A 19,695-nucleotide genomic window follows, 5' to 3' on the forward strand; every position below is an offset into this window, starting at 1 on the left:
CCTCTCCCTCAGGGACAGCCCTCACCCCCGGCCCCTCTCCCTCAGGGAGAGGGGAGCTGGGAAATAACGAGCTGTTTCCTTGTTATTTGCAATGACTCTATAGATTGTCACGGGGTAGCGCATCCGCCAGTTGAAATCGAGAGATAGCCCGCAGAACCGACCCATCTGCCCAAGTTTTTTGTAGAGTGACGGCAGGCCGGATCCCGCATTGAGGCCCAGTGGGCGGCGGTGCGAGGGCGGCGTGAGATCTAGCCAAAGTTCAACATGCGAACCATCCCTATCGTCAAGTCTGTCCTGCAACGGCTAAAGTCCGTGCTGAAAAAATCTCTGCGTTCTGCTCCGAGTTCTCCTCGCCCCAGATCCCTGCTTGTAGCCAATGGACGGAGCCTTATCAAACTGGGCAGCGTTCTGGCTTTGCCCTTGCTGTGCTCGGCATGGCCCGCTTGGGCCCTGACACGGGTGGCGCGTCCGGAGCTGCGCGATCTAAAGCGTGCAGCCATAGTTCGGGTGGTCGACAACAACACCCTGGTTGTCCAGCTTGAAGGGGATTTGGATTTGCGGCTGGTGCAACTGATCGGGATCGATCCCCTGCCGGCGGAGATCAATCCTACGTGGACGGAGCTGCGCGGACAAACCCCTTTGGCGGTTTACAATGCCGGCCAATATTTGCAGACGGCTTTGCTGGGACGGGAGGTGTTTCTGGAGTTGGATCCTGCCCTGGCTCCCGCTCCCACGTTACCTGCCTACGTTTGGCAGGCCAATACCCTCATCAACCAGGAAATGCTGTTTTTGGGCCATGGCCTGTTGTCTGGGCGAACCGATGGCCTCAAGTATGGCCCTATCCTCAGAGAAGCAGCCACTGCGGCAAGGCAACAGGGGCGCGGCTATTGGACGTCCTATGGCCCTCGCTGACCTGCTCCCCACGGCCAGTCGCGTTGGCGGGATGAAGTCCTGGCGTAGCTCTTAACTGGGAACTTTAGGTCGCTTTTCGCTAAAACAGCCTGTAAGTTCCAGGCCTCCCTCTCTATCCTTGGCTGGTCAACCCCCGCAGCCGAGCTGCCGGGGAGGGGCTGAGCTGTTCTCTTTAGATTTCTCGCTTGTTTATGATGATCTCATGTGGGTTTCCAATCCTGGGCTGCCCAGCTCCTCAGGGAACTGAAAGAGATCCCGCCGGGCAGTTTGGAGTTCCTTATGCCGGATGAGTTGCCGTTTACCCTAGATCAACTTCTCATTGTGCGGGCAATTGCCCAGCAGGGTAGTTTTCGCCGTGCTGCCGATAGCCTGTTTGTCTCCCAACCCGCTGTCAGCTTGCAGGTGCAGAACCTAGAGCGGCAGTTGGGGGTGGTGTTGTTCGACCGCAGTGGGCGCAAGGTGGAGTTGACGGATGCCGGGAAAGTATTGCTGCAGTACAGCGAGCGCATCCTCAAGCTGTGCCATGAAACCCTCGAGGCTCTGGCAGATTTGCAAGCAATGGAGCGAGGGCACCTGGTTTTGGGGGCCAGCCAAACGGTGGGCACCTATGTCATGCCTTCTTTGATTGCGCAATATCACCGCCGCTATCCCCAGATTTCGATGCAGCTCTTGGTGCAATCCACGCGGCGAATCGCCCAGAAGTTGGTGGATGGTCAATTGGACGTGGCCATTGTCGGTGGGGAGATCCCGTTTGACTTACAGCGGCACTTGAAGGTGATGGCTCTGGCGGAAGATGAATACGTGCTGGTCGGCGCCCCCGGCTGTGCCGTTGACTCTCCTGCTCTAGCGGATCTGTTGACTTTGCCTTTTATCACTCTGGATCCCCAGTCTTCCACGCGGCAGACCATCGACCGGGTGTTGAATCGCCACGGCATCAACCCGGCTCAACTGAATGTGCGGCTGGAGCTCAGCTCGATTGAAGCCATCAAAAATGCCGTCCAGGCGGGTTTGGGGGTGGCTTTTTTGTCGACGGTGGCGGTGGGAGCCGATGTGGAGCAAGGTCGGTTCCAAAAGCTGGCGGTGGAAGGGCTGCAGATACGGCGTACCCTCTGGCTGGCTTTTAACCCGGAGCGCTATCAATCGCAGGCGGCCACCCGCTTTCTCCAAGGGCTACTGACCCGCCAGGACTGGCTGAAAATCCCCCCTCCCCATTTGCAGTTGCTCGGTTGAGTCGCAGCTTTTCCCGACCCCGTGGGAGTTTTTGGGATCAGTTAAGATCTCTACAAGATCCTCAGAAGAAGTGCTGCCTGGGATCCATCAAGGGCTCTGTCCCCTCACCCGTTCGCGGCGGGGTGACCTTGGCGTAGCACGGGAAAAGGCTGTATCTGCTGACGATGGGCCGATGATCGAGCAAGAGCTGTTGGAACGGCTGCCTTTGGCGCAGCGCCTGGCGGAGTTACGAGCGCGCGTTCAAGCGATCCCGCTGCAGAGGGTGAAATTGGAAGGATTGAACATCCCAGGGGCAGAGTCCTGCTGGGCCGCCTATCGAGAGTGGGGAGACGGGATCCCCCTGCTGTTTTTGCACGGTTTTATGGCCACCCACGCCAATTGGTGGCCGCTGATGCAGGGGTTGGGAGGCGAGTACCGCTGCATCGCCCTCGATTTGCTGGGGTTCGGGCAGTCCAGCCAGCCGGCCTTGCGCTACGACATCGGTGCAGAAGTGGAGTTTGTGCGCGGATTTGTCCAGGCGCTGGGCCTATCGGCTCCGGTTCTGGTGGGCCATTCTTTTGGCGGCTGGGTGGCAGCGGCCTATGCCGTGCGGTATCCACTGCGGGGGTTGGTCTTGTTGGCCCCTGCCGGGATCCGCGACGACAGCTTTGTCAAACGCTACCGCCATTTGCGGCCCTTGCTCTGGGAAAGCGTTTGGGTCGATTGGCTGTTGCGGGCGATCACCCCCCTGGCCCGATGGTGGCATTGGGAAGACAAACTGGCTCAACTCTTGTGGTTGCGCGGATCCCTGCGCCAACAACCGGTGGCCCGGCAATTTCTCCGACAACGTCTGCGCCCGCAAGCTGCCGTCGATACGGTTGAGCGTTACCTCAAACACATTCAGGCCCCCACCCTGGTGGTTGCCGCCGAACAGGACGACACCATCCCCCTCTGGCACTGCCAAACCTACGCCGCAGGGATCCCCGGAGCGCAGCTCAAGATCCTGCCCGGCGCCAGCCATGCTATCCCTGCCTTGCATGGGGAACAAGTGCTGCCCCTCATCGGGGAATTTCTCGATGCAGCTTTTTCCAAATGTTACCCGAATGCTATGGGAGTTCCCCGGTGATGGTCGATAATGCCAAGTCTTATCTTGCATCCATTGAACGGGCCAATCCAACCAGAACCGAACAACTTGAGCGCATGAAAGCTGTGGTCATGAGTGTGGCCGGTGGGCCAGAGGTTCTGCAGCTCCGAGAAGTCCCTGAACCTCAGATTCGCGGTGAGCGGGAGCTGCGCATCCGCCTCAAGGCAGCCGGCGTCAACCCCATCGACACCAAGCTGCGGCGGCGAGGCACCTTCTACCCCGAAGAGATGCCAGCCATCTTGGGGTGTGACGGTGCCGGCGTTGTGGAAGCCGTGGGATCCGGCGTCAGGCACTTTACGGTGGGAGATGAGGTTTACTTCTGCCACGGCGGTCTGGGCAGGCAGGCGGGCAACTATGCCGAGCTGATCGTGGTGGACGAGCGCTTTGTGGCTCCCAAGCCCAGAACACTGAGCTTTGCCGAAGCTGCGGCTGCTCCGCTGGTGCTGATCACCGCCTGGGAAGCCCTTTACGACCGGGGACGGCTGCAGGCCAGCCAACGTGTGCTTATCCACGGGGGAGCGGGTGGAGTTGGCCATGTGGCCATCCAACTGGCCCGCCTACGGGGATCCAAAGTGGCCACCACCGTGAGCACCCCAGAAAAGGCGGTGTTTGTCCGTTCTTTGGGGGCCGACTTGCCCATCTTCTACCGGCAGACCGACTTTGTGCGGGCCGTTTGGGACTGGACAGGGGGGGAAGGGGTGGATCTGGCCCTGGATACTTTGGGCGGCGCGATCTTGGAGCAGACCTTCCCCGCGGTGCGCGTGTACGGGGATATCGTCACCCTGCTGGCGCCGGCCCCGGAGACCGATTGGCGGGTGGCCCGCGACCGCAACTTGCGGGTGGGGTTCGAGCTGATGCTCACCCCGATGCTGAAAAACCTCACCAACGCCCAGCAAAACCAGGCGGAAATTCTCAGGCAGTGTGCCCGCCTCATCGACCAGGGCCAACTGCGGATCCAGCTCAGCCATACCTTTCCTCTGGCCGAAGCGGCTGCCGCCCACCGGCTGCTGGAGCAGGGATCCGTTCTGGGCAAAATTGCCTTAACCATCCCCGAGTAGGCATGCTGGAAAAGTTGGTCGAGGATCTGCCCATGGTCGCTCCTCTCACCCCCCACCTGTTGGAGAACGAGAGCTTCTACGAAAATGCCCTCTGCTGGCTGGGACGGCCCCAGACGGCCTATCGGCTGTTGAGTGAAGCGGTTTTTCCTGCCATCTCCTCTTGGGTGCGGGGAGAGGTGGATAGCCACTCTTTTAACCACTGGCAACTGGAGGATGTGCGCACCTTTCTGTATCCGGTGGTGGCCTTGGGAGACCAGGAAAGCCTCGTTCTCTGCAGTGAAGCCCTGCTCCTCTGTGGCATCGGCAACTATTACAACCCCTGTGACTTGGCCATTGTGGTGTTTGTGCAGCAGCCCCAGGAGCTGTTCAGCCAATTGATGCAGCGCATTCGCCGGGCCGAAGCCACCATCAGCCGCGGGCCAGAGGTGCGCATGCTCTCGGAACAGGTGAACCTGGCCAAGCGCGGACAAGACTACATCAACACCAAGTATCTGGTCTGGCCCTACGCCCTTTCCGGTGCAGCTCAAGATACCCTAATTAAGCAAGGGATCAGCCTGATCCGCCTCTCCCCTCAGGAGGCTGCCTTGCCCTTCAGGGAATAGGTGGCGGAAGATCGGGATCCCTAACCCCAACCTTTCCATCTCTATCGTTTTTCATGGCCGATGCCCACCTGCCCCCTTTGATCCAAGCGATGCTGGATCCCGCCTTCTACCCTCATCCGGCGCAGGATCCCATTCAGCTTATTCAAACCCACATTTCCTATATTCTGCTGACGGGGGACTATGCCTATAAGGTGAAAAAGCCTCTGGATTTCGGCTTTTTGAATTTCACCACCCTAGAGCAGCGGCGCCACTTTTGCCAAGAGGAGCTGCGCATGAACCAACGCGGCGCTCCCGGCCTTTATCTGCAGGTGTTGCCTATTTTTCAAACCAATGGCCGCTTTCAGTTCAGCGGCAGCGGCGAGCTTGTAGAATACGCCCTGCAAATGCGGCAATTTCCCCAAGAGCAACTGTTCAGCAACCTCTTTGAGCGAGGAGAGCTGACGCCGGCCTTGATGGAAGAGCTGGGGCGGGTGGTGGCGATGTTTCATGCCCAGGCCGAGACCAACGATTACATTCGCAGCTTTGGCCGGCCAGAACGGGTGCGCGAGGCCTTTGACGAGAATTACGCCCAAACCCAGCGCTACATCGGCGGCCCCCAAACAGCTCGGCAATATCGAGAAACCCGAGCCTACACCGATCGCTTTTTTGCCGAGCGGCAGGAGCTTTTCCAACAAAGAATAGAACAAGACCGCATTCGCGAATGCCACGGAGATTTGCACCTGCGCAACATCTGTTTTTGGGAAGGGAAGATCCTACTTTTTGATTGCATCGAGTTCAACGAAGCCTTTCGCTTTGTGGATGTCATGTACGACGTATCCTATGCAGTGATGGATCTGGATGCCCGCTATCGTCCGGATCTGGGCAACGTCTATTTGAACACTTACTTGGAAGAAACCGGAGATTGGGAAGGGCTGAAAATCCTGCCCATCTACCTCAATCGCCAAGCTTATGTGCGGGCCAAGGTTACCTCTTTTTTGCTGGAGGATCCCACGGCAACAGAGGAAACCAAGGCAACGGCCTTCCGCACTGCTGCTCGGTACTATCGCCTGGCCTGGGAATACACTCTCCCCAAGCAGGGGCAGTTGTTCTTAATGTCGGGATTGTCGGGATCCGGCAAAAGTACGGTGGCCCGTCACCTAGCCCGTCAGCAGGGAGCCATTCACATTCGCTCCGATGCCGTGCGCAAGCATTTGGCCGGGATCCCCTTATGGCAACGGGGGGGGCCGGCGGTCTATACCCCGGAGATGACCGATAAAACCTACCGCCGCCTGGTGCAGTTGGGCGTGGAGCTGGCCCAGGAGGGCTACACCGTGATTCTGGATGCCAAGTTCGACCGGCAGGCGCTGCGGGGAATGGCCATTGCGCAGGCCCAACAACGGGGGATCCCGCTGCACATTCTCCACTGTTACGCCCCTGAGCCTGTTTTGCGAGAGCGCCTGCAACGCCGCAGCCAAGCTCCTCAAACCGGCTGCATCGATGGAGTTGAGCAGCGCCCTGCCGACATTGCCGATGCCACGGCCGAGATGCTTACCGAGCAACAAGCCCACTGGGAGGAGTTTTCCGAGTTGGAACGGCCTTTTTTGAGGGTTCTGGATACCAGTCAAGATTGGCCCTCTCAACTTCAGCAGCTTTGGGTCTCGACTCAAACTGCACCCAGTCAGGAAAATTGACATGAGCAAGGTGGATTTCACCGTTTGCGGGTTGAGGTTATTTCCAACCCGAAAGACACTTCCCGAACCCGCCGCGCCCCGGCCCCTCTCCCAGAGGGAGAAGGGAGTTGGGGATCGACACAACCATCCGCTGCATCGCTATTTGCAATGGCTGTAGAGGAGGGCAGCAGCTCTTGTTGAGCAGGGAACAGGGGTGCGCTTACCCGAACATTTCGCCTTACACAAAGCCAGCAGGAGGTTGGGAAGTGTGTCAACGTGTCTTTAAAGGCCCCCACCCTTTTCTCACCCAACTCGACCAGAATTGACCGCTTGCAGGAGGATCCAGCGGTGAGCGATGTAACTTCAGATGACCTGCGCCTGATGCTCCTGTTCGAGGGCTTCCCTCCTGAGAAGCTAGAGGTTCTGGCCGGGCAAATGTCGTTGCGCTCCCACCCGGCCAATCAGGCCATCTTGCTACAAAATGACTGGGGCAACGCCGTTTACTTTATCCTGGAAGGGTGGGTCAAGATTCGCACCCATGATCTCGAAGGACGGGAGATCACCCTCACCATTCTCGGTCCAGGAGAAGTCTTCGGGGAGATGGCCGCTTTGGACGAAGCGCCCCGTTCCACCGACGTCATAGCTCTAACAGCCACCAAAGTCAGTTGTCTGTCGGCCCAGCACTTTCTGGCTTTTTTGGCCTCGGATGCCCAGGCCGGCATCCGCCTTGCTCAACTCATGTCGCGTCGTTTGCGGCAGATCAACCGTCGTCTGCAGTTACGCGAGGCCAGTAGTACGGCCCGTGTTGCCGATATCCTGCTGTTCTTGGCCGAGTCTCGTGGCCGGGTCAGCCGGGGTGGCGTAGAGATTCCCAACTTGCCCCATCGGGAGCTGAGCAGCTTGAGCGGCTTGGCTCGGGAAACGGTCACCCGTGTCCTGTCTAAGCTGGAGCAGGAAGAGCTGATCCGCCGGGATCGCACCCGAGAGGTTCTCTGCATTCCCCAGATGGAGGCTTTGGAGAAACTGATTGGCTGAATGGGGGGTATTACCAGTTGCCGAAAGCCTTCGCAGGGTTGTAAGATAATAAGCCCAGAGCCGGGATAGCTCAGTTGGTAGAGCAGAGGACTGAAAATCCTCGTGTCACCAGTTCAAGTCTGGTTCCTGGCATCTGACGCTACCCTCACCCTTGGCCCCTCTCCCATCCCTCACCCCCGACCCCTCTCCCAGAGGCCCTCACCCCCAGCCCCTCTCCCAGAGGGAGAGGGGAGTTAGGTATAGAGCTCCGCGCGCTGGCGCATTCGCGACAACGCTGCGTAGCAACAACGACGTAACGAGCCGCTTCATCGCTGGGCTGCGGCGTTCAACCCAAGAGCAAAAAGAAAGCTGGTCGGGAAACCCGTCTGCGAAGCCGTGACAGCTAGCGAATGTACTGGGCCAGAGCTCGTGAAGGATATCCCACCCGCAATTTGCGCAGGGCATCCCGCTCGATCTGACGAATCCGTTCCCGCGTCAGGTTAAAGTGCTCCCCCACCTCCCGCAGGGTTCTCGCCTGTTGCCCGTCTAACCCGTAGCGCAACTCCAGCACTTGCCTCTCAATCGGCTTCAGGGTTTGCATGGCAGAACGCACATCCTGCTGCATCGATTGCACAAGGATCCCTTGGAAAGGCTGCTCTTGCCGCTCATCCTGCAGCAAATCGCCAAGGCAGCTTTCTCCTTCCTGGCCAACCGGCACATCCAGTGACAGGGGCAAAGCAGCAGCCTGCTGGATCATGCGCAGTTTCTTGACTTTAATGCCCAGTGCCTCTGCCAGCTCCGCCTCGGTGGGCCGCCGCCCCTGTAGCTTCATCAGCTCGCGGTTGGTGCGTTTGAGCAGGCGTACTTTATCGACCATGTGCACCGGCAGGCGAATCGTCCGCGCTTGGTTGGCAATGCAGCGGGTGATCCCCTGGCGAATCCACCAATGGGCGTAGGTACTGAAGCGAAAACCCCGTTCCGCATTGAATTTTTCGGTGGCCCGAATCAACCCGATATTGCCCTCTTGGATCAGATCCAAAAAGGGCACCCCCCGATTGAGGTATTTCTTGGCCACGCTGACCACCAGACGCAGATTAGCGTTGATCAGCTTGCGCTGGGCCTGTTCCCCTTGTCGGATGCGGGATCGTAAGGTGGATACGGAAATCTGCAGGGCCTCAGCCAGATCCTCGTCGCTGGGATCCCTGCCCCGTTGTTGCCGCCACTCCTGCCGGGCTTGATCGATGAGGAGCTTTTGCTGGATCTTGCGCGACAGCTCGATTTCTTCGGCGTGGTCGATGCGGGGCACGCGACCGATTGTATTTAAGTAGTGATCGACGGCATCTTCATTCAACCGCGAGCCGCCAGCAACCGGCTCTGGGTCGACTTCTTGAAGGGCAGACTCAGGGTCAAACCAGAGCTCGTCGAGCTCCTGAGGCAAAGAGGCAGAGTCTTCAGGATGAGGACGAGAAAAAACCACGGCCAAGTGAGGAGAGAACGTCACCTCCCAGTCTAGAAAGGTTTTTTCTTCCGGTGCGAGCGAAAATCGATCATGCCACCCTTTTTTGTCCCGAGATTTTTCCGGTTCAATGCTCGAACAACAGGGATCCCGTCCGCCAAGCCTCTGTGGGTAAGGGATTGCCCGCCAAAAGGCAGTAAGCGATTTTCGATCTAGGCCTTGAGGTAAGATTGTTCGTGGGCTGGCCAGCTCCACGGCTGGGATCCCAAAGAAAAGGGAACCTTGCCAGCTCAGGCTACCATGGGGCGATTGGCGAGCTGCGAACCTCTTCAGTCTGGATAAAGAATATTTACAACTTGCTGCTCCTATGGAGTTGAACGACCGGCACCATCCATCGGCCAACTTGATTGGGGAGCGGGTGCGCTGGGTACGGGAGAAGCTGCAACTTACCCAAGATCAACTGGCGGGCCGCTTGGCCAAGTACGGTGTGCAGTTGGACTACGTCAAGATCGGCCAGGTGGAAAAGGGAAAACGGCGCGTCATCGACAAGGAACTGGTGGCTTTTGCCAAGGCGTTGGGAGTGTCGGTCACTTGGCTGCTAAGCGGAGATGAATCCCATCTGTAGCAGTCGGGGGGAAGCTACATCCGATTTCCCTCAACCATCCCAGGGGAGCAAGACAGTAAAGATACAGGGCCCCAACGGGATCCAGATCACCGACGCCTTCACTTCTTCATCTAAACTTGATATTGTTAACTTGCTGTTGAGACGGCCCCATTTCACCTGCTTGTGTGAGGTTGACGGATGCTCTCCTTCTTTTTCAACTCTTCTGATCCGGCCAACAACCGGCAAAGCGGAGCCCATCGTGTGCCTGCCTCGGGCAAGACCACCGGCAGGCAGCGGATCCCTAACTACAACCGCATGTCTGCTCCCCATGAGGTGCTTAAGCAGGAAAAGCAGGAGCAAGAGTTTACGGAGATGGAGCAAAACATCAGCCGCATCCACTACTTCTACCGAAAAGCAGACATGCCCCTGGAGATGCGGCAAATTCTGACCTACCGTAAGTTGATGGAGCTGGACTACTTTACCCCACAGGCGGCCAAAGAGTTGCTCAGGCAGTGGCAGCAGCAGGAAGAGCAGGAGCAAGAACGCCGTCAGGCTTGAAAGAGGACGACCGCTTGCGAGCCCGACTGCAGGATTTAGTTTATGTAAAGTTCATAAATAGTTGAGGCTCTGCAGCAGGGCAAAACAGAGGCCGGCACTGGCCAAAGGCACGGTCAGGTTATCCAAGCCCCACCAAGAGAACACCTCCAAGCCCATGGTTATTCCCCCCACCAAGAGGCTGATGGCGAGCAAAGGGGGAGAGAAGCCGAAGTACCCCAGAAGCAGCGCCGCGATCACCAAGGTACTCACCGCCCACATGGTCAGGGATCCCTCCCAGCTTTTTTGAAGGGATCCCAGTTGATAGGGGTGTTTGCCCCAGGTTTTGCCCACCAAGCCGGCCAAGGCATCCGCCCACGTCATCACCAAGATGCCGATCACCGCGAAGACTTGTCGCTGTGGCCGCCAAAACCAAAACAGCAGCAGGCCAATGCTGAGGGCATAGAAACAGGTGCCAAAGCTGCGCCGACCGACCCCATTCAAGCTGGGCAAAAGGGTCACTCGGTAGGAGAGCAGCGCCAGGCCGGCAAACACCAGCGAGAACCCTACCCCCAGCCAGCGGGGCACTTGCAAGGCCCAAGCCAGCAAAATGATATTGCCCACGCCGATGTGAATTGCCTTGCGCACCCATTCTCCGTCCACCTGCTGGGAGCGCAGCCATTCCGCAAAAGCAAAGACGGAGGCCAGCCAGAGAGCATAGCAAGCAAGCTGCTGGGTCAGGCCCATGAAACGGCCTCAGAGCGTTTTCAAGTAGCTGAGCAGATCCGCCATCTCCTGGGGATCGGGCTGGAACTGGGGCATGGGAGGCGTTTTGCCACCGGTTACTTGCTGAATGATAAACCGATCCGAACGGCGGCTGCTCACCCCCCGCAGGCTGGGCCCCACCCGACCATCCGCTTCTTCTCCATGGCAAGCCGCACAGTTGAGGGCAAACAAGGAAGCACCACGGCCAACCTGCCCCTCTAGGCTGAGGACAGCTTGAGTGTAGGGATCCAGCCGAGCCCCGGCACTCAACCAAACCCAGGTGACTACCGCCAGGCCGAGGAGGACGACGCCCCAACGAGCTTTTTGGGCCCAGACACCTGTGAAGAACTGCTGCAAGGACTTGAGGAAAGGTTGTAAACGCTTTTGGGAGGAGGGCAGTCGCTTCTGCTCAAACTCAGCCCAGCAGCCGGGCGACGCCTGGCTGCTGCCGGATGGCGGGATGTCTGAGAGGGAGGGATGCACAGACAACGCTGAGAGAGACCGTTTCAATCTTTTACATTTCAACCAACACGATAACTCAGGAGCCCTTCCCTGCCAATAATCTGTAATGGTATTTACTTTTTCTTAATGATTTGCCGGTCTGTCTGAGATTGCGCTCCCTCTGGGATGGCGCGGTTGGGAAAGAGCCGCTCCATCGCCTCTGCTTGGGCCCAGGGATCCCGGTTCAGGCTGTGGATGAGATTGGCCCCTGGAAAGTGCGCCTGCAGGCGGCGGTAGAAGGATAAATTACCATAAACGACGACGGCTGCCACCCGCTCCCGATGCTGTTGCAGCCAATCCAGCACATAGTTGGGCAGGGGATCGCGAAGGAAAGCTTGGAAAACCAGCCCTGGAGCGCTGTTCAAAGCAGCTTCCAGCCAAGGCAGGGGGGTGAGGGCATCGCTGACCACAGGGAGAATGCCCAACGCCGCCGGCACCTGAACAGCGGGAGACTGCAACTGCAGGTCGGCAGTGTCCAGGGGGGGATCCAGCCAGATCCAGTTCAACCATCTGGGCTCTGGGGGCGGTCTGAGGGGCCGGCCACCTTCCACCCCACCGCGGGCCATGGCGGCTTGACAGGGAGCAATATCCTGCTCGGCCAAGAGGGATCCCAGCTGGGCGGCTTTGTGCAGAGCAGAGGGCAGGTTGGCGCGCGTGTTGAACAGCTTTCCCAAAGCCGAGTCCTTGCGGATGGGATCCCCCAGCAAGAGGGGTTTCAGGTGCTCGGCGGGGGAGCCGCGGCTGAGGGCCGGGTCGGTGGGATCCTTGGCCCCCATCCAGCCGCCAACAGCGCTGAAATCCGTTTCCGCCAAGGCCGGCCACACCTGTTTGAGGAGAGTTGAGGCCGCAGGCAGGACTCGCTGCTTGGCGCGCAGCACCCGCGTCACCGATTGGGCCAGTTGGACGGCGCTGAGGGATCCCTGCTGCACCGCTTCCAAAACGGCTGCCAGCGAGGCCATTGGATCGGGGGGGGCCAAAATCAGGTCGGCACCGGCCTGGAAAGCCCGCACGGCCAATCGGTTGGGAGAGAGCTCCGTCCCAGCGGCCAGCTCCGCCAGAAAGCCGTCATCGAGTCTATCCACCACGATCAGCCCGCCGAACCCCCATTCCCGCCGCAGCAGCTGGGTGAGCCGCCCCGGCAGCAGGGTGATGGGCCAGCGCTCATCCCACTCCGGCAGCACCACATGAGAAACCAAGATCGCCCCCACCTGCTCCAGCAGGAACGGCAGCCAAGGCCCCTCTTGGAGCTGGGCTGGGGTCAGGCTCAAACGGGGGCACCAGGGGATGTCCGGTGCCTTTGAAACCTGCTCTGCTGCAGCCGACCTTACTTCCCCTTTGCCGGGGAAAGAGCTGGCCGTGGTCAGGATCCCCTCTGGGACGGCTTGCTCACATCCGCGCACAAAGGCTCGCGCCAGTTGCAAAGCAGACAGGGGATCTTCCCCCAGCAGCTCTGCGACCGGGTTAAGCAGCCAATTGATGCCGAGGGCCGCTGCTTCCCGCGCCGTGATCCAACCCCACTGTTCCGCCCAGCGCTCGGCTTCGGATCCCAGGCGGCTCAGGCCCAGGGGGTGGGGAAAAGAAGTCGCCCCCTGCAGGGCCAGCCCACGACCGGCCTCCGCCGCCACCAAAAGGGGCAGGGCAGCCCAGGTTTGCAACTCTTCCACCAGCAACAGGGCTTCTGCCACATGGCCCTCGGTCAGCCAGATGCCCCCAATCCCTACCTCTTGGATCAGCCGCCTGAGAACTTCTCGAGGGGGTGACTGGGATCCCAAACGGGCCGAGACCGGCACCACCAGCAGTTGCGCCACTTGTCGAGCTAGGGACAAGGGCTGGTCAAGCTCGTCGGCCAGAGATCCGGAGACACTCATGGGCATAACCGGAAGTCGTCAGCAATGCTGGGGGATCCCCATCTTTTGCGAAAACCCAAGCGCAGATGATCCTAGCCGCTCTCCCGGCTTCTGGCTTCCCTGCTGCCAAAACAATCAGCGCCTTTGGCGGCAGCGGTCGCAGGTGCCGCAGGGCAGGCCGGGGTGTTCCCCAGGGTAGCCAAAGTAGGGCAAGATCGCCTGCCACCGACAGCCGCGAGCGTGGATCAGGGCCTCCATCTCGTGCCAGGGATCCTGCCGCGGCGGCGGCTGCCAACGGCGGTGCAGCACCTGAAAGTGAAAGGGATCCGGCCAGCGCAGACAGCCCATCTCCTGCAACAGGCCCAGGGCCACCCGGGTTTCTCCTGGCGGCAGGTCGGCATAGGATCCCTGCGGGGGCAGAGTTTGCAGCAGGCGGCGTGCTTGGGCCAGTAGGCGCTCCTGCTGAGAATAGAAATAGGCTTGGCGCTGGCGATCGCTGGGATCCAGCAGGCCCGTCGGCTCCGAGACCAGCATCAGGGCCTGACAGGGGCCGCCATCCCGCCCGCCCCGCCCCACCTCTTGTAAATAATCCATCAAATGGGGCGGGGGATGAAAATGCAGCACCCAGCGCACATCCGGCTTGTTGATCCCCATGCCAAAGGCGTTGGTGCAAACCAAAAAGCGCAGCTCGCCCGCCAGCCAGGCCCGCTCCAAGCGCCGGCGAGATCCCGCTTCCAGGCCGCCGTGGTAAGTGGCGGTTTCTTGGTTGTGGCGGCCCAGCCACGCGGCCAGCTCCTCCCCATCCCGCCGTGTGCGCACGTACACCAGGCCCGGGCCGGGGTTTTCGGCCAGAAAACGCAACAGCCGCCGACGGCGATCCGCCGGGCTCCAGGCGATGGCCACATTGAGGGAGATATTGGCCCGCAGCGGATCGGCGCGGATGCACTCCGGATCCTGCAGCCCCAGGATGTGGCCCAGGCGAGTGCAGGTTTGGGGATCGGCGGTGGCGGTAAAAGCGGCGATGGGAAACGAGGGCTTGGCCAAAGCCGGGCGCAGCAATCCCAAACGGCGGTAGTCGGGCCGGAAGGATCCCCCCCAATGCACCAACGTATGGGCCTCATCCACGATCAGGCTGCTGATTTGCACCTGGGGCTGCTGCAGCCGTTGCCAAACGGGGGGGCTGAAGAGGGTTTCCGGCCCCAGGTAGAGCAGACGCAGTCGGTTTTCCTCAAGGGCCTTCAACACGCGCTTGCGCAGGGCCGGATCCAGCTCGCTGTGCAGACAGGCCGCCGGCAGACGGCGCTTCCAGAGATCCTGGACTTGGTCTTCCATCAGGGCGATCAGGGGCGAGACCACCAGCGTCAGCCCTGTTTGCAAGAGGGATGTGAGTTGGAAGCAAAGAGACTTGCCAAACCCCGTCGGCAATACCACCAGCGCGTCGCGCTTCTCCAGCAAGGCGCGGATCACCTGAGCCTGGGGCGGGCGCAGCGCCTCGTAGCCCCAGTACTGCTTGAGGGCGGATTGAACCTGCTGCCAATCCTGCAAACGGCAACCCCTTTTGCCGCGATTTCCTTCAGCAATCTACAGCGATTGTAAAGGGGGTTGTCCAACAACAGGCTATTTCCAATTCCACGGAACCCCCTTTCTGCCTCTAGTTCCCCTCTCCCTCTGGGAGAGGGGGTAGGGGTGAGGGAACCCGTATCGGGATGGCTGGGATCCAGGTCGCTGGCCGGGAAGGAATGCTCTTTGCTGCCCTTGGCAAGGTATCGGTCGCGTAGCATTGCGTGGCAACAGGGCGGTGGTCTTGTGCGATTCTAGAGCTGGGACTTCCCGCCTAGCTCGATGCTGGAACTATGACTGCCAATGTGCTCCGCACCGCTGATGCCAACGACTCCCCACCCTTGCTCCAGCCCAGAATGGCCTCTGTTCACCGTCGCACGGGGGAAACGGATGTGCAAATCCATCTCAACCTGGACGGCAGAGGGCAGCACGAGATCGACACCGGGATCCCCTTTTTGGATCACATGCTGGCCCAGCTCAGCACCCACGGGTTGATCGATCTCCAGATCAAGGCGGTGGGGGATCTGCACATCGACGACCACCACACCAACGAAGACGTGGGCATCACGTTGGGACAGGCGCTGGCGCTGGCGCTGCAGGATCGGCGGGGCATTTATCGTTTTGGTCATTTTTGGGCGCCTTTGGATGAGGCGCTGGTGCAGGTGGTGCTGGACTTTTCCGGGCGACCCCACCTCAGCTACGGCCTGGAGCTGACCGCCGAGCGCATTGGCCGCTACGAAACCCAGTTGGTGCGAGAGTTTTATCAGGCGGTGGTCAACCATGCCCAGATGACCCTGCACCTTCGCCAGGCAGCCGGCCTCAATGCCCACCACATCGTCGAGGCCAGTTTCAAGGCCTTTGCCCGCGCCCTGCGCATGGCCGTAGAACGGGATCCGCGCCGACAGGAAGGGATCCCCAGTTCTAAGGGGGTGCTGTAGCGGCGCCTGCGCGGGCTGTTGACCTTGAGCCTGGGACTTGTGGTGCTGCCCCATCCGACGATGGGGTTCTGTCGAGAATGCTGAGCCGCACTCGCCCGCCGGCTGCTTTGGGCAAAATCTCCAGCCACTGGTGAAGATCCAAAAGAGCTGAGCCGGCGCCAATTCACAGACCTGGATGAGGCAAAGTCTGTCCGGCAGGGATCCCCATTTGGGTTTATTCTGGACTTAGCCATCCTTCCAGGGTTGCGTCCCAGCTCAGGCGGGATCCAAAAGTCGAAAAAGGGTTTCCCGGCAGTTGCCAGCTCTGGAGGTTCTGATTCCCAGCCACTGATAGGCCCATGTTAGGGGGGGATGAAAACCATGGACATTGATCTCCGTCCGCTGATCGTTCTGTCGCCCATTGTTTTGGTGGTTGCCTGGGCTGCCTACAACATCATCAAGGCTGCCATCAAAGGAGAGGCCAAGCTCTTCGGCGAGAAGGGCAACAACCCCTTCGGCAAAGGCGGGAGCTGAACGTGCGGATCCGGCCGGCAGGCTCAGTATGCTAGGCGAGGCGACAAACCCAAAATCCGCCGATGTGATTGTCATCGGGGCCGGAGTGGCCGGTTTGGTCTGCGCAAGGCGACTGCTGCGGGCGGGGCTGCGGGTTCTGGTGCTGGAAAAATCGGCGGGCTTGGGCGGGCGCCTGGCCACCCGTCGGGTTGAGCATCTCGGACAAACGGTGCCGGTGGATCACGGGGCTCAATACCTGACTGCCGATTCCGATGGCTTTCATCGCTGGGTGAAGGAGCTGCTGGGCCTGGGGCTGCTGACGGAATGGACGCGCTCGCTTCATGTGCTGGATCGAAAAGGGCTGCGCCCGGAGCATCCCAACGAGGAGAAACCGCGCTACATCTGCCCCCAGGGCATGACGATGTTGGCCAAACACCTGGCTGCCCCGCTGTCGGTACACACCCAAACTCGTGTGGTCGGCCTCAAAAGTTTGGCCACAACCTGGCAAGTGCAGGCGGAGAATGGTCAATGCTACGAGGCTGCCGCATTGGTGGCGGCCATTCCGGCCCCGCAGTTGCTGCCTTTGCTGCAAGAGAAGATCCCTCCTGCCGATAGCCTGCTGTCTCTGCTGGGATCCGCCGAGTATCAGCCCTGCCTTGCGGTTTTGGCCGGCTACTCCAAGGACACGCCGCCGCCGCCCTGGAAAGGGATCAAGTGCTTGGAGGATCCGATGTTGGCCTGGCTGGGGTTGGACAGCAGCAAGCGCCCGCAGCCGCTCTCGCCGGTGGTGGTCTTGCATGGGGGGGCGGAGTGGTCATCTCTGTACCTGGAGGCCGGCCCACCTGAGCTAGAAAAGGCAGGTCGAGAATTGTTGGCCCACGCCGCCAAGCATCTGGATCCCTGGCTGGCTTCGCCCCAATGGATGCAGGTGCACCGTTGGCGCTACGCTTTGCCGCTGGAAACCATGGGATTGGCCAGCTTGGGCACCCGGATTCCGGCGGCTGAGGGATTGCCTTTGGTTTGTGCCGGCGATTCGTGCGCCGGGGGGCGCGTAGAAGGGGCTTGGCTCTCAGGGCAAGATGCCGCCAAAACGTTGCTCGAAATGCTGGGCGGCTCTGAGCGGTGAGGGGACGCTGACCCAGTTGGCCTGGAGCAATGCCTGCAGATCCAGGCCGAGAACTGCCGAGAATTTCCATCCTCTGGGGTAGAGAGTTATGCTGACAGGGTGGATCCCTTGGCAGATAATCCATGCCCAGAACCTGTACGATCTACCGCCGTGCCCAATTTGCCGCCAGCCATCGCTACTGGTTGCCCGAACTCTCAGAAGCCGAGAACGTAGCCCGCTTTGGCCCCCAAGCCCGTTTTCCCGGCCACGGCCACAACTACGTGCTGGAGGTGGGCCTGACGGGGGAGGTAGATGAGTACGGCATGGTGCTCAACCTCTCAGAGGTCAAGCGGGTGATCCGAGAGCGGGTGATTCAAGAGCTCAACTTCGCCTACCTCAATCAAGCCTGGCCGGAGTTTGCCCAAACCCTGCCCACCACCGAGTTTATCGCTTACGTAATTTGGCAACGCCTGGCCGATGCGCTGCCGCTGACCAGCGTCCGCCTGTACGAGGATCCCGAACTTTGGGCCGAATACCGAGGAGAAGCCATGCAAGCCTACTTGACCGTTGCCACCCATTTCAGCGCCGCTCACCGTTTGGCCCTGGATCATTTGAGCCTGGAAGAGAACACCGCCATCTACGGCCTCTGCGCCCGTCCCCATGGCCATGGCCACAACTACGGCCTGGAGATCACCGTCAAGGGATCCATCGACCCGCGCACGGGGATGCTCGTGGATCTGGCGGCTCTGCAGCGGATCATTGACGAGCAGGTGGTCAAACCGCTGGATCACACCTTTTTGAACAAAGACATCCCCTACTTTGCCCAGGTGGTGCCCACCGCCGAAAACATCGCCCTCTACATTCAACGGCTGCTGACTTTGCCCCTGCGCGAGCTGGGGGTGCAACTGCATCGGGTTCGCCTGCAAGAGAGCCCCAACAACAGCAGCGAGGTCTACGGGGAGTTTCCGCTGGAAGAGCTGTTCAACTCTTCAGAAGGGCTCCCCCAGAGTTTCGGCAGCCGTGTTGCCGCGCGACGCTGATGTAACCATGTTGGATCTGGTTAAGCTGAGTGGGCAGATCCCCGCCTTTGCTCGGCACTTGCAGCAGGAGTCGCGGGCCGGTCAGGAGCGCCTGCGCCAAGCCCTGCAGGTCTTCGGGCGCCTGCAGCAGGAGCCGCAGGTTTGGCAGTCGCGTTGGACGGAGTGGGGATCCCATCTGGCCTTTACCTGCGCCAGCCCCGCCGAGCCCCCGGAAACCTGGGGATCCCTGCCCAAGGTGGAGCCGCTGCAGGGACGACACACGGTGGTGGCCACCGATGGATCCCAGATCCTGCCCAGCCACCACGAGATCGCCTATTGCTCGCTGATCAATGTTGGGCGGGTGGTTCTGCACTACGGCACCCAGGAGTGGCCGCTTTTGGATAGTCAGCCTCTGCTGCTGTATGGGCAGCGCTCGGACTCCTCTCTCTTGGAGCAAATGGCAGAAGGGTTGCAAAGTGCTGCCATTGCCGTGCGGAACCCCGGCAGCGGGACAGGGGTCTCGTTGGGGCCGGAAGTGGTGTTGGCCTTGCGGCGGGCTCAGGCAGAGCTAGAGGAGCTGGCGCAGTTGGCCCTGTCAGTGCCCCGTCGCCGCGCCACGCTGGCGCTCCTGGATGGATCCCTGATCCCCTGGGGACTGGAGCCGCTGCCCAGATCAACCCAGCGTCCCTGGCTGGATCCCATCCTGGCGACTCTGGAGCAGTTGCGGGCCGCCCGCATCCCCCTGGTGGGCTACATCAGCGCTTCCCGCAGCAGCGAAACCCTTAACTACTTACGCCTAGGGCTGTGTCCCTATCTGGGCTGCGACTGCCATCGCTACTGTGCCGGCGAGAAAACCCCCCCCTGTCACCCCTTTGCTCCCCTGCCGGATCGCGTCTTCTGGGGATCCCTGCTGCAGCCGGGAGAGCGCAGCCCCCTCTGGCGCAGTGGCGCCAGTGTCTTGGATGCCTTCGGGGAACACCACATCCACTGCTGTTACTTGAATGTCGGCGGGAAGGGGGGCCCCGAGATCGCCCGCCTGGAGTTTCCCGCCTGGGTGGCCCAGGATGCCCAGCTGCTGCAGCGGGCCCTGGCGGGAGTACTGAGCCAGGTGCAAAAGGGCTTTGGCTACCCCATTGCCCTGGGGGAAGCCCATCATTTGGCAGTGGTGCGGAGCGGGGATCGGCAGCGCTTCTTTGCCCTGATCGAGCAGGAGCTGATCCGCGCCGGCCTGCGCCATGTGGCTGTCTCCCGCAAGGAAGCCCAGAAGCGAACTGGTATCGCCTAAT

General features: G+C 60.4%; 19 protein-coding genes and 1 tRNA gene. 15 read left to right on the forward strand and 5 right to left on the reverse strand.

Features of this window, described 5'->3' with window-relative positions; translation table 11 throughout:
- Positions 1-264: 264 nt before the first annotated feature.
- The 8 genes from NW844_RS06860 (at position 265) to NW844_RS06895 (ending at position 7,741) form a co-directional block, all read left to right on the forward strand.
- Positions 265-912 carry a thermonuclease family protein gene (locus NW844_RS06860; protein WP_414334614.1) on the forward strand — a complete coding sequence of 216 codons (648 nt, stop codon included), beginning with the start codon at positions 265-267 and terminating at the stop codon, positions 910-912.
- A 279-nt stretch (positions 913-1,191) separates the two neighbouring features.
- Entirely contained in the window at positions 1,192-2,142 is a 951-nt protein-coding gene (locus NW844_RS06865) for a LysR substrate-binding domain-containing protein (RefSeq protein ID WP_414334616.1), read from the forward strand.
- Positions 2,143-2,314: 172 nt separating this feature from the next.
- Positions 2,315-3,247 (forward strand): alpha/beta fold hydrolase, encoded by a 933-nt coding sequence (locus NW844_RS06870; protein WP_414334618.1) that lies wholly within the window; start codon positions 2,315-2,317, stop codon positions 3,245-3,247.
- Positions 3,248-3,321: 74 nt separating this feature from the next.
- Positions 3,322-4,323: a zinc-dependent alcohol dehydrogenase family protein gene (locus NW844_RS06875; RefSeq protein WP_414334619.1), complete on the forward strand. Its 1,002-nt coding sequence runs from the start codon at positions 3,322-3,324 to the stop codon at positions 4,321-4,323.
- 32 nt (positions 4,324-4,355) lie between these two features.
- On the forward strand, positions 4,356-4,925 hold the full coding sequence (locus NW844_RS06880; protein WP_414334621.1) for a hypothetical protein: 570 nt from the start codon (positions 4,356-4,358) through the stop codon (positions 4,923-4,925).
- A 53-nt stretch (positions 4,926-4,978) separates the two neighbouring features.
- Entirely contained in the window at positions 4,979-6,595 is a 1,617-nt protein-coding gene (locus tag NW844_RS06885) for an AAA family ATPase (RefSeq protein WP_414334623.1), read from the forward strand.
- A 360-nt stretch (positions 6,596-6,955) separates the two neighbouring features.
- Positions 6,956-7,609 (forward strand): Crp/Fnr family transcriptional regulator, encoded by a 654-nt coding sequence (locus NW844_RS06890; RefSeq protein ID WP_414334643.1) that lies wholly within the window; start codon positions 6,956-6,958, stop codon positions 7,607-7,609.
- Positions 7,610-7,668: 59 nt separating this feature from the next.
- A tRNA-Phe gene (locus NW844_RS06895) sits at positions 7,669-7,741 on the forward strand.
- A 250-nt stretch (positions 7,742-7,991) separates the two neighbouring features.
- Here the strand turns inward: NW844_RS06895 and NW844_RS06900 are convergent.
- Positions 7,992-9,065 (reverse strand): RpoD/SigA family RNA polymerase sigma factor, encoded by a 1,074-nt coding sequence (locus NW844_RS06900; RefSeq protein WP_414334645.1) that lies wholly within the window; start codon positions 9,063-9,065, stop codon positions 7,992-7,994.
- 346 nt (positions 9,066-9,411) lie between these two features.
- Between NW844_RS06900 and NW844_RS06905 the strand changes: the two genes are divergently transcribed.
- Together NW844_RS06905 and NW844_RS06910 are read left to right on the forward strand one after the other, a co-directional pair.
- On the forward strand, positions 9,412-9,669 hold the full coding sequence (locus tag NW844_RS06905) for a helix-turn-helix domain-containing protein (RefSeq protein ID WP_414334625.1): 258 nt from the start codon (positions 9,412-9,414) through the stop codon (positions 9,667-9,669).
- Between the two features lie 177 nt (positions 9,670-9,846).
- Positions 9,847-10,206, forward strand: a complete 360-nt coding sequence (locus NW844_RS06910) for a hypothetical protein (RefSeq protein ID WP_414334626.1) — start codon at positions 9,847-9,849, stop codon at positions 10,204-10,206.
- Positions 10,207-10,257: 51 nt separating this feature from the next.
- On the opposite strand, the gene NW844_RS06915 is transcribed toward NW844_RS06910, so the two are convergent.
- The 4 genes from NW844_RS06915 to NW844_RS06930 all read right to left on the reverse strand — a co-directional run bounded on the left by NW844_RS06915 (position 10,258) and on the right by NW844_RS06930 (position 14,840).
- The gene (locus NW844_RS06915) at positions 10,258-10,929 is read right to left on the reverse strand and encodes a diacylglycerol/polyprenol kinase family protein (RefSeq protein ID WP_414334628.1); all 672 of its coding nucleotides are present in this window, start codon (positions 10,927-10,929) and stop codon (positions 10,258-10,260) included.
- Between the two features lie 9 nt (positions 10,930-10,938).
- A complete protein-coding gene (locus NW844_RS06920) occupies positions 10,939-11,430 on the reverse strand; it encodes a c-type cytochrome (RefSeq protein WP_414334630.1) in 492 nt (163 codons plus the stop codon).
- A 92-nt stretch (positions 11,431-11,522) separates the two neighbouring features.
- Positions 11,523-13,316 carry a glycoside hydrolase family 3 N-terminal domain-containing protein gene (locus tag NW844_RS06925; RefSeq protein WP_414334632.1) on the reverse strand — a complete coding sequence of 598 codons (1,794 nt, stop codon included), beginning with the start codon at positions 13,314-13,316 and terminating at the stop codon, positions 11,523-11,525.
- Between the two features lie 114 nt (positions 13,317-13,430).
- Positions 13,431-14,840: a RecQ family ATP-dependent DNA helicase gene (locus tag NW844_RS06930; protein ID WP_414334634.1), complete on the reverse strand. Its 1,410-nt coding sequence runs from the start codon at positions 14,838-14,840 to the stop codon at positions 13,431-13,433.
- 308 nt (positions 14,841-15,148) lie between these two features.
- On the opposite strand from NW844_RS06930, the gene hisB reads away from it, so the two are divergent.
- The 5 genes from hisB (at position 15,149) to NW844_RS06955 (ending at position 19,694) form a co-directional block, all read left to right on the forward strand.
- Entirely contained in the window at positions 15,149-15,793 is a 645-nt protein-coding gene (hisB, locus tag NW844_RS06935) for an imidazoleglycerol-phosphate dehydratase HisB (protein ID WP_414334636.1), read from the forward strand.
- 360 nt (positions 15,794-16,153) lie between these two features.
- Complete coding sequence (locus NW844_RS06940; RefSeq protein ID WP_011432316.1) at positions 16,154-16,306, forward strand: photosystem II protein Y; 153 nt, start codon at positions 16,154-16,156, stop codon at positions 16,304-16,306.
- Positions 16,307-16,334: 28 nt separating this feature from the next.
- The gene (locus tag NW844_RS06945; RefSeq protein ID WP_414334638.1) at positions 16,335-17,411 is read left to right on the forward strand and encodes an NAD(P)/FAD-dependent oxidoreductase; all 1,077 of its coding nucleotides are present in this window, start codon (positions 16,335-16,337) and stop codon (positions 17,409-17,411) included.
- 122 nt (positions 17,412-17,533) lie between these two features.
- Positions 17,534-18,430, forward strand: coding sequence for a 6-carboxytetrahydropterin synthase (locus NW844_RS06950; protein WP_414334639.1), 897 nt, complete (start codon positions 17,534-17,536; stop codon positions 18,428-18,430).
- Positions 18,414-19,694, forward strand: coding sequence for a DNA double-strand break repair nuclease NurA (locus tag NW844_RS06955; protein ID WP_414334641.1), 1,281 nt, complete (start codon positions 18,414-18,416; stop codon positions 19,692-19,694). The genes NW844_RS06950 and NW844_RS06955 overlap by 17 nt, the downstream gene beginning before the upstream one ends.
- Position 19,695 lies beyond the last annotated feature (1 nt).

The sequence above is a fragment of the Synechococcus sp. H55.2 genome (assembly GCF_047462495.1).
Taxonomy (GTDB): Bacteria; Cyanobacteriota; Cyanobacteriia; order Thermostichales; family Thermostichaceae; genus Thermostichus.

Bases quoted from the DNA above. Each gene is read 5' to 3' on its own strand.
- NW844_RS06945 (WP_414334638.1), top strand. From the start codon at position 16,335: ATGCTAGGCGAGGCGACAAACCCAAAATCCGCCGATGTGATTGTCATC.
- NW844_RS06890 (WP_414334643.1), top strand. From the start codon at position 6,956: ATGCTCCTGTTCGAGGGCTTCCCTCCTGAGAAGCTAGAGGTTCTGGCC.
- NW844_RS06885 (WP_414334623.1), top strand. From the start codon at position 4,979: ATGGCCGATGCCCACCTGCCCCCTTTGATCCAAGCGATGCTGGATCCC.
- NW844_RS06925 (WP_414334632.1), bottom strand. From the start codon at position 13,316: ATGAGTGTCTCCGGATCTCTGGCCGACGAGCTTGACCAGCCCTTGTCC.
- NW844_RS06880 (WP_414334621.1), top strand. From the start codon at position 4,356: ATGGTCGCTCCTCTCACCCCCCACCTGTTGGAGAACGAGAGCTTCTAC.
- NW844_RS06875 (WP_414334619.1), top strand. From the start codon at position 3,322: ATGAAAGCTGTGGTCATGAGTGTGGCCGGTGGGCCAGAGGTTCTGCAG.
- NW844_RS06860 (WP_414334614.1), top strand. From the start codon at position 265: ATGCGAACCATCCCTATCGTCAAGTCTGTCCTGCAACGGCTAAAGTCC.
- NW844_RS06940 (WP_011432316.1), top strand. From the start codon at position 16,154: ATGGACATTGATCTCCGTCCGCTGATCGTTCTGTCGCCCATTGTTTTG.
- NW844_RS06870 (WP_414334618.1), top strand. From the start codon at position 2,315: ATGATCGAGCAAGAGCTGTTGGAACGGCTGCCTTTGGCGCAGCGCCTG.
- NW844_RS06915 (WP_414334628.1), bottom strand. From the start codon at position 10,929: ATGGGCCTGACCCAGCAGCTTGCTTGCTATGCTCTCTGGCTGGCCTCC.
- hisB (WP_414334636.1), top strand. From the start codon at position 15,149: ATGACTGCCAATGTGCTCCGCACCGCTGATGCCAACGACTCCCCACCC.
- NW844_RS06950 (WP_414334639.1), top strand. From the start codon at position 17,534: ATGCCCAGAACCTGTACGATCTACCGCCGTGCCCAATTTGCCGCCAGC.
- NW844_RS06910 (WP_414334626.1), top strand. From the start codon at position 9,847: ATGCTCTCCTTCTTTTTCAACTCTTCTGATCCGGCCAACAACCGGCAA.
- NW844_RS06865 (WP_414334616.1), top strand. From the start codon at position 1,192: ATGCCGGATGAGTTGCCGTTTACCCTAGATCAACTTCTCATTGTGCGG.
- NW844_RS06905 (WP_414334625.1), top strand. From the start codon at position 9,412: ATGGAGTTGAACGACCGGCACCATCCATCGGCCAACTTGATTGGGGAG.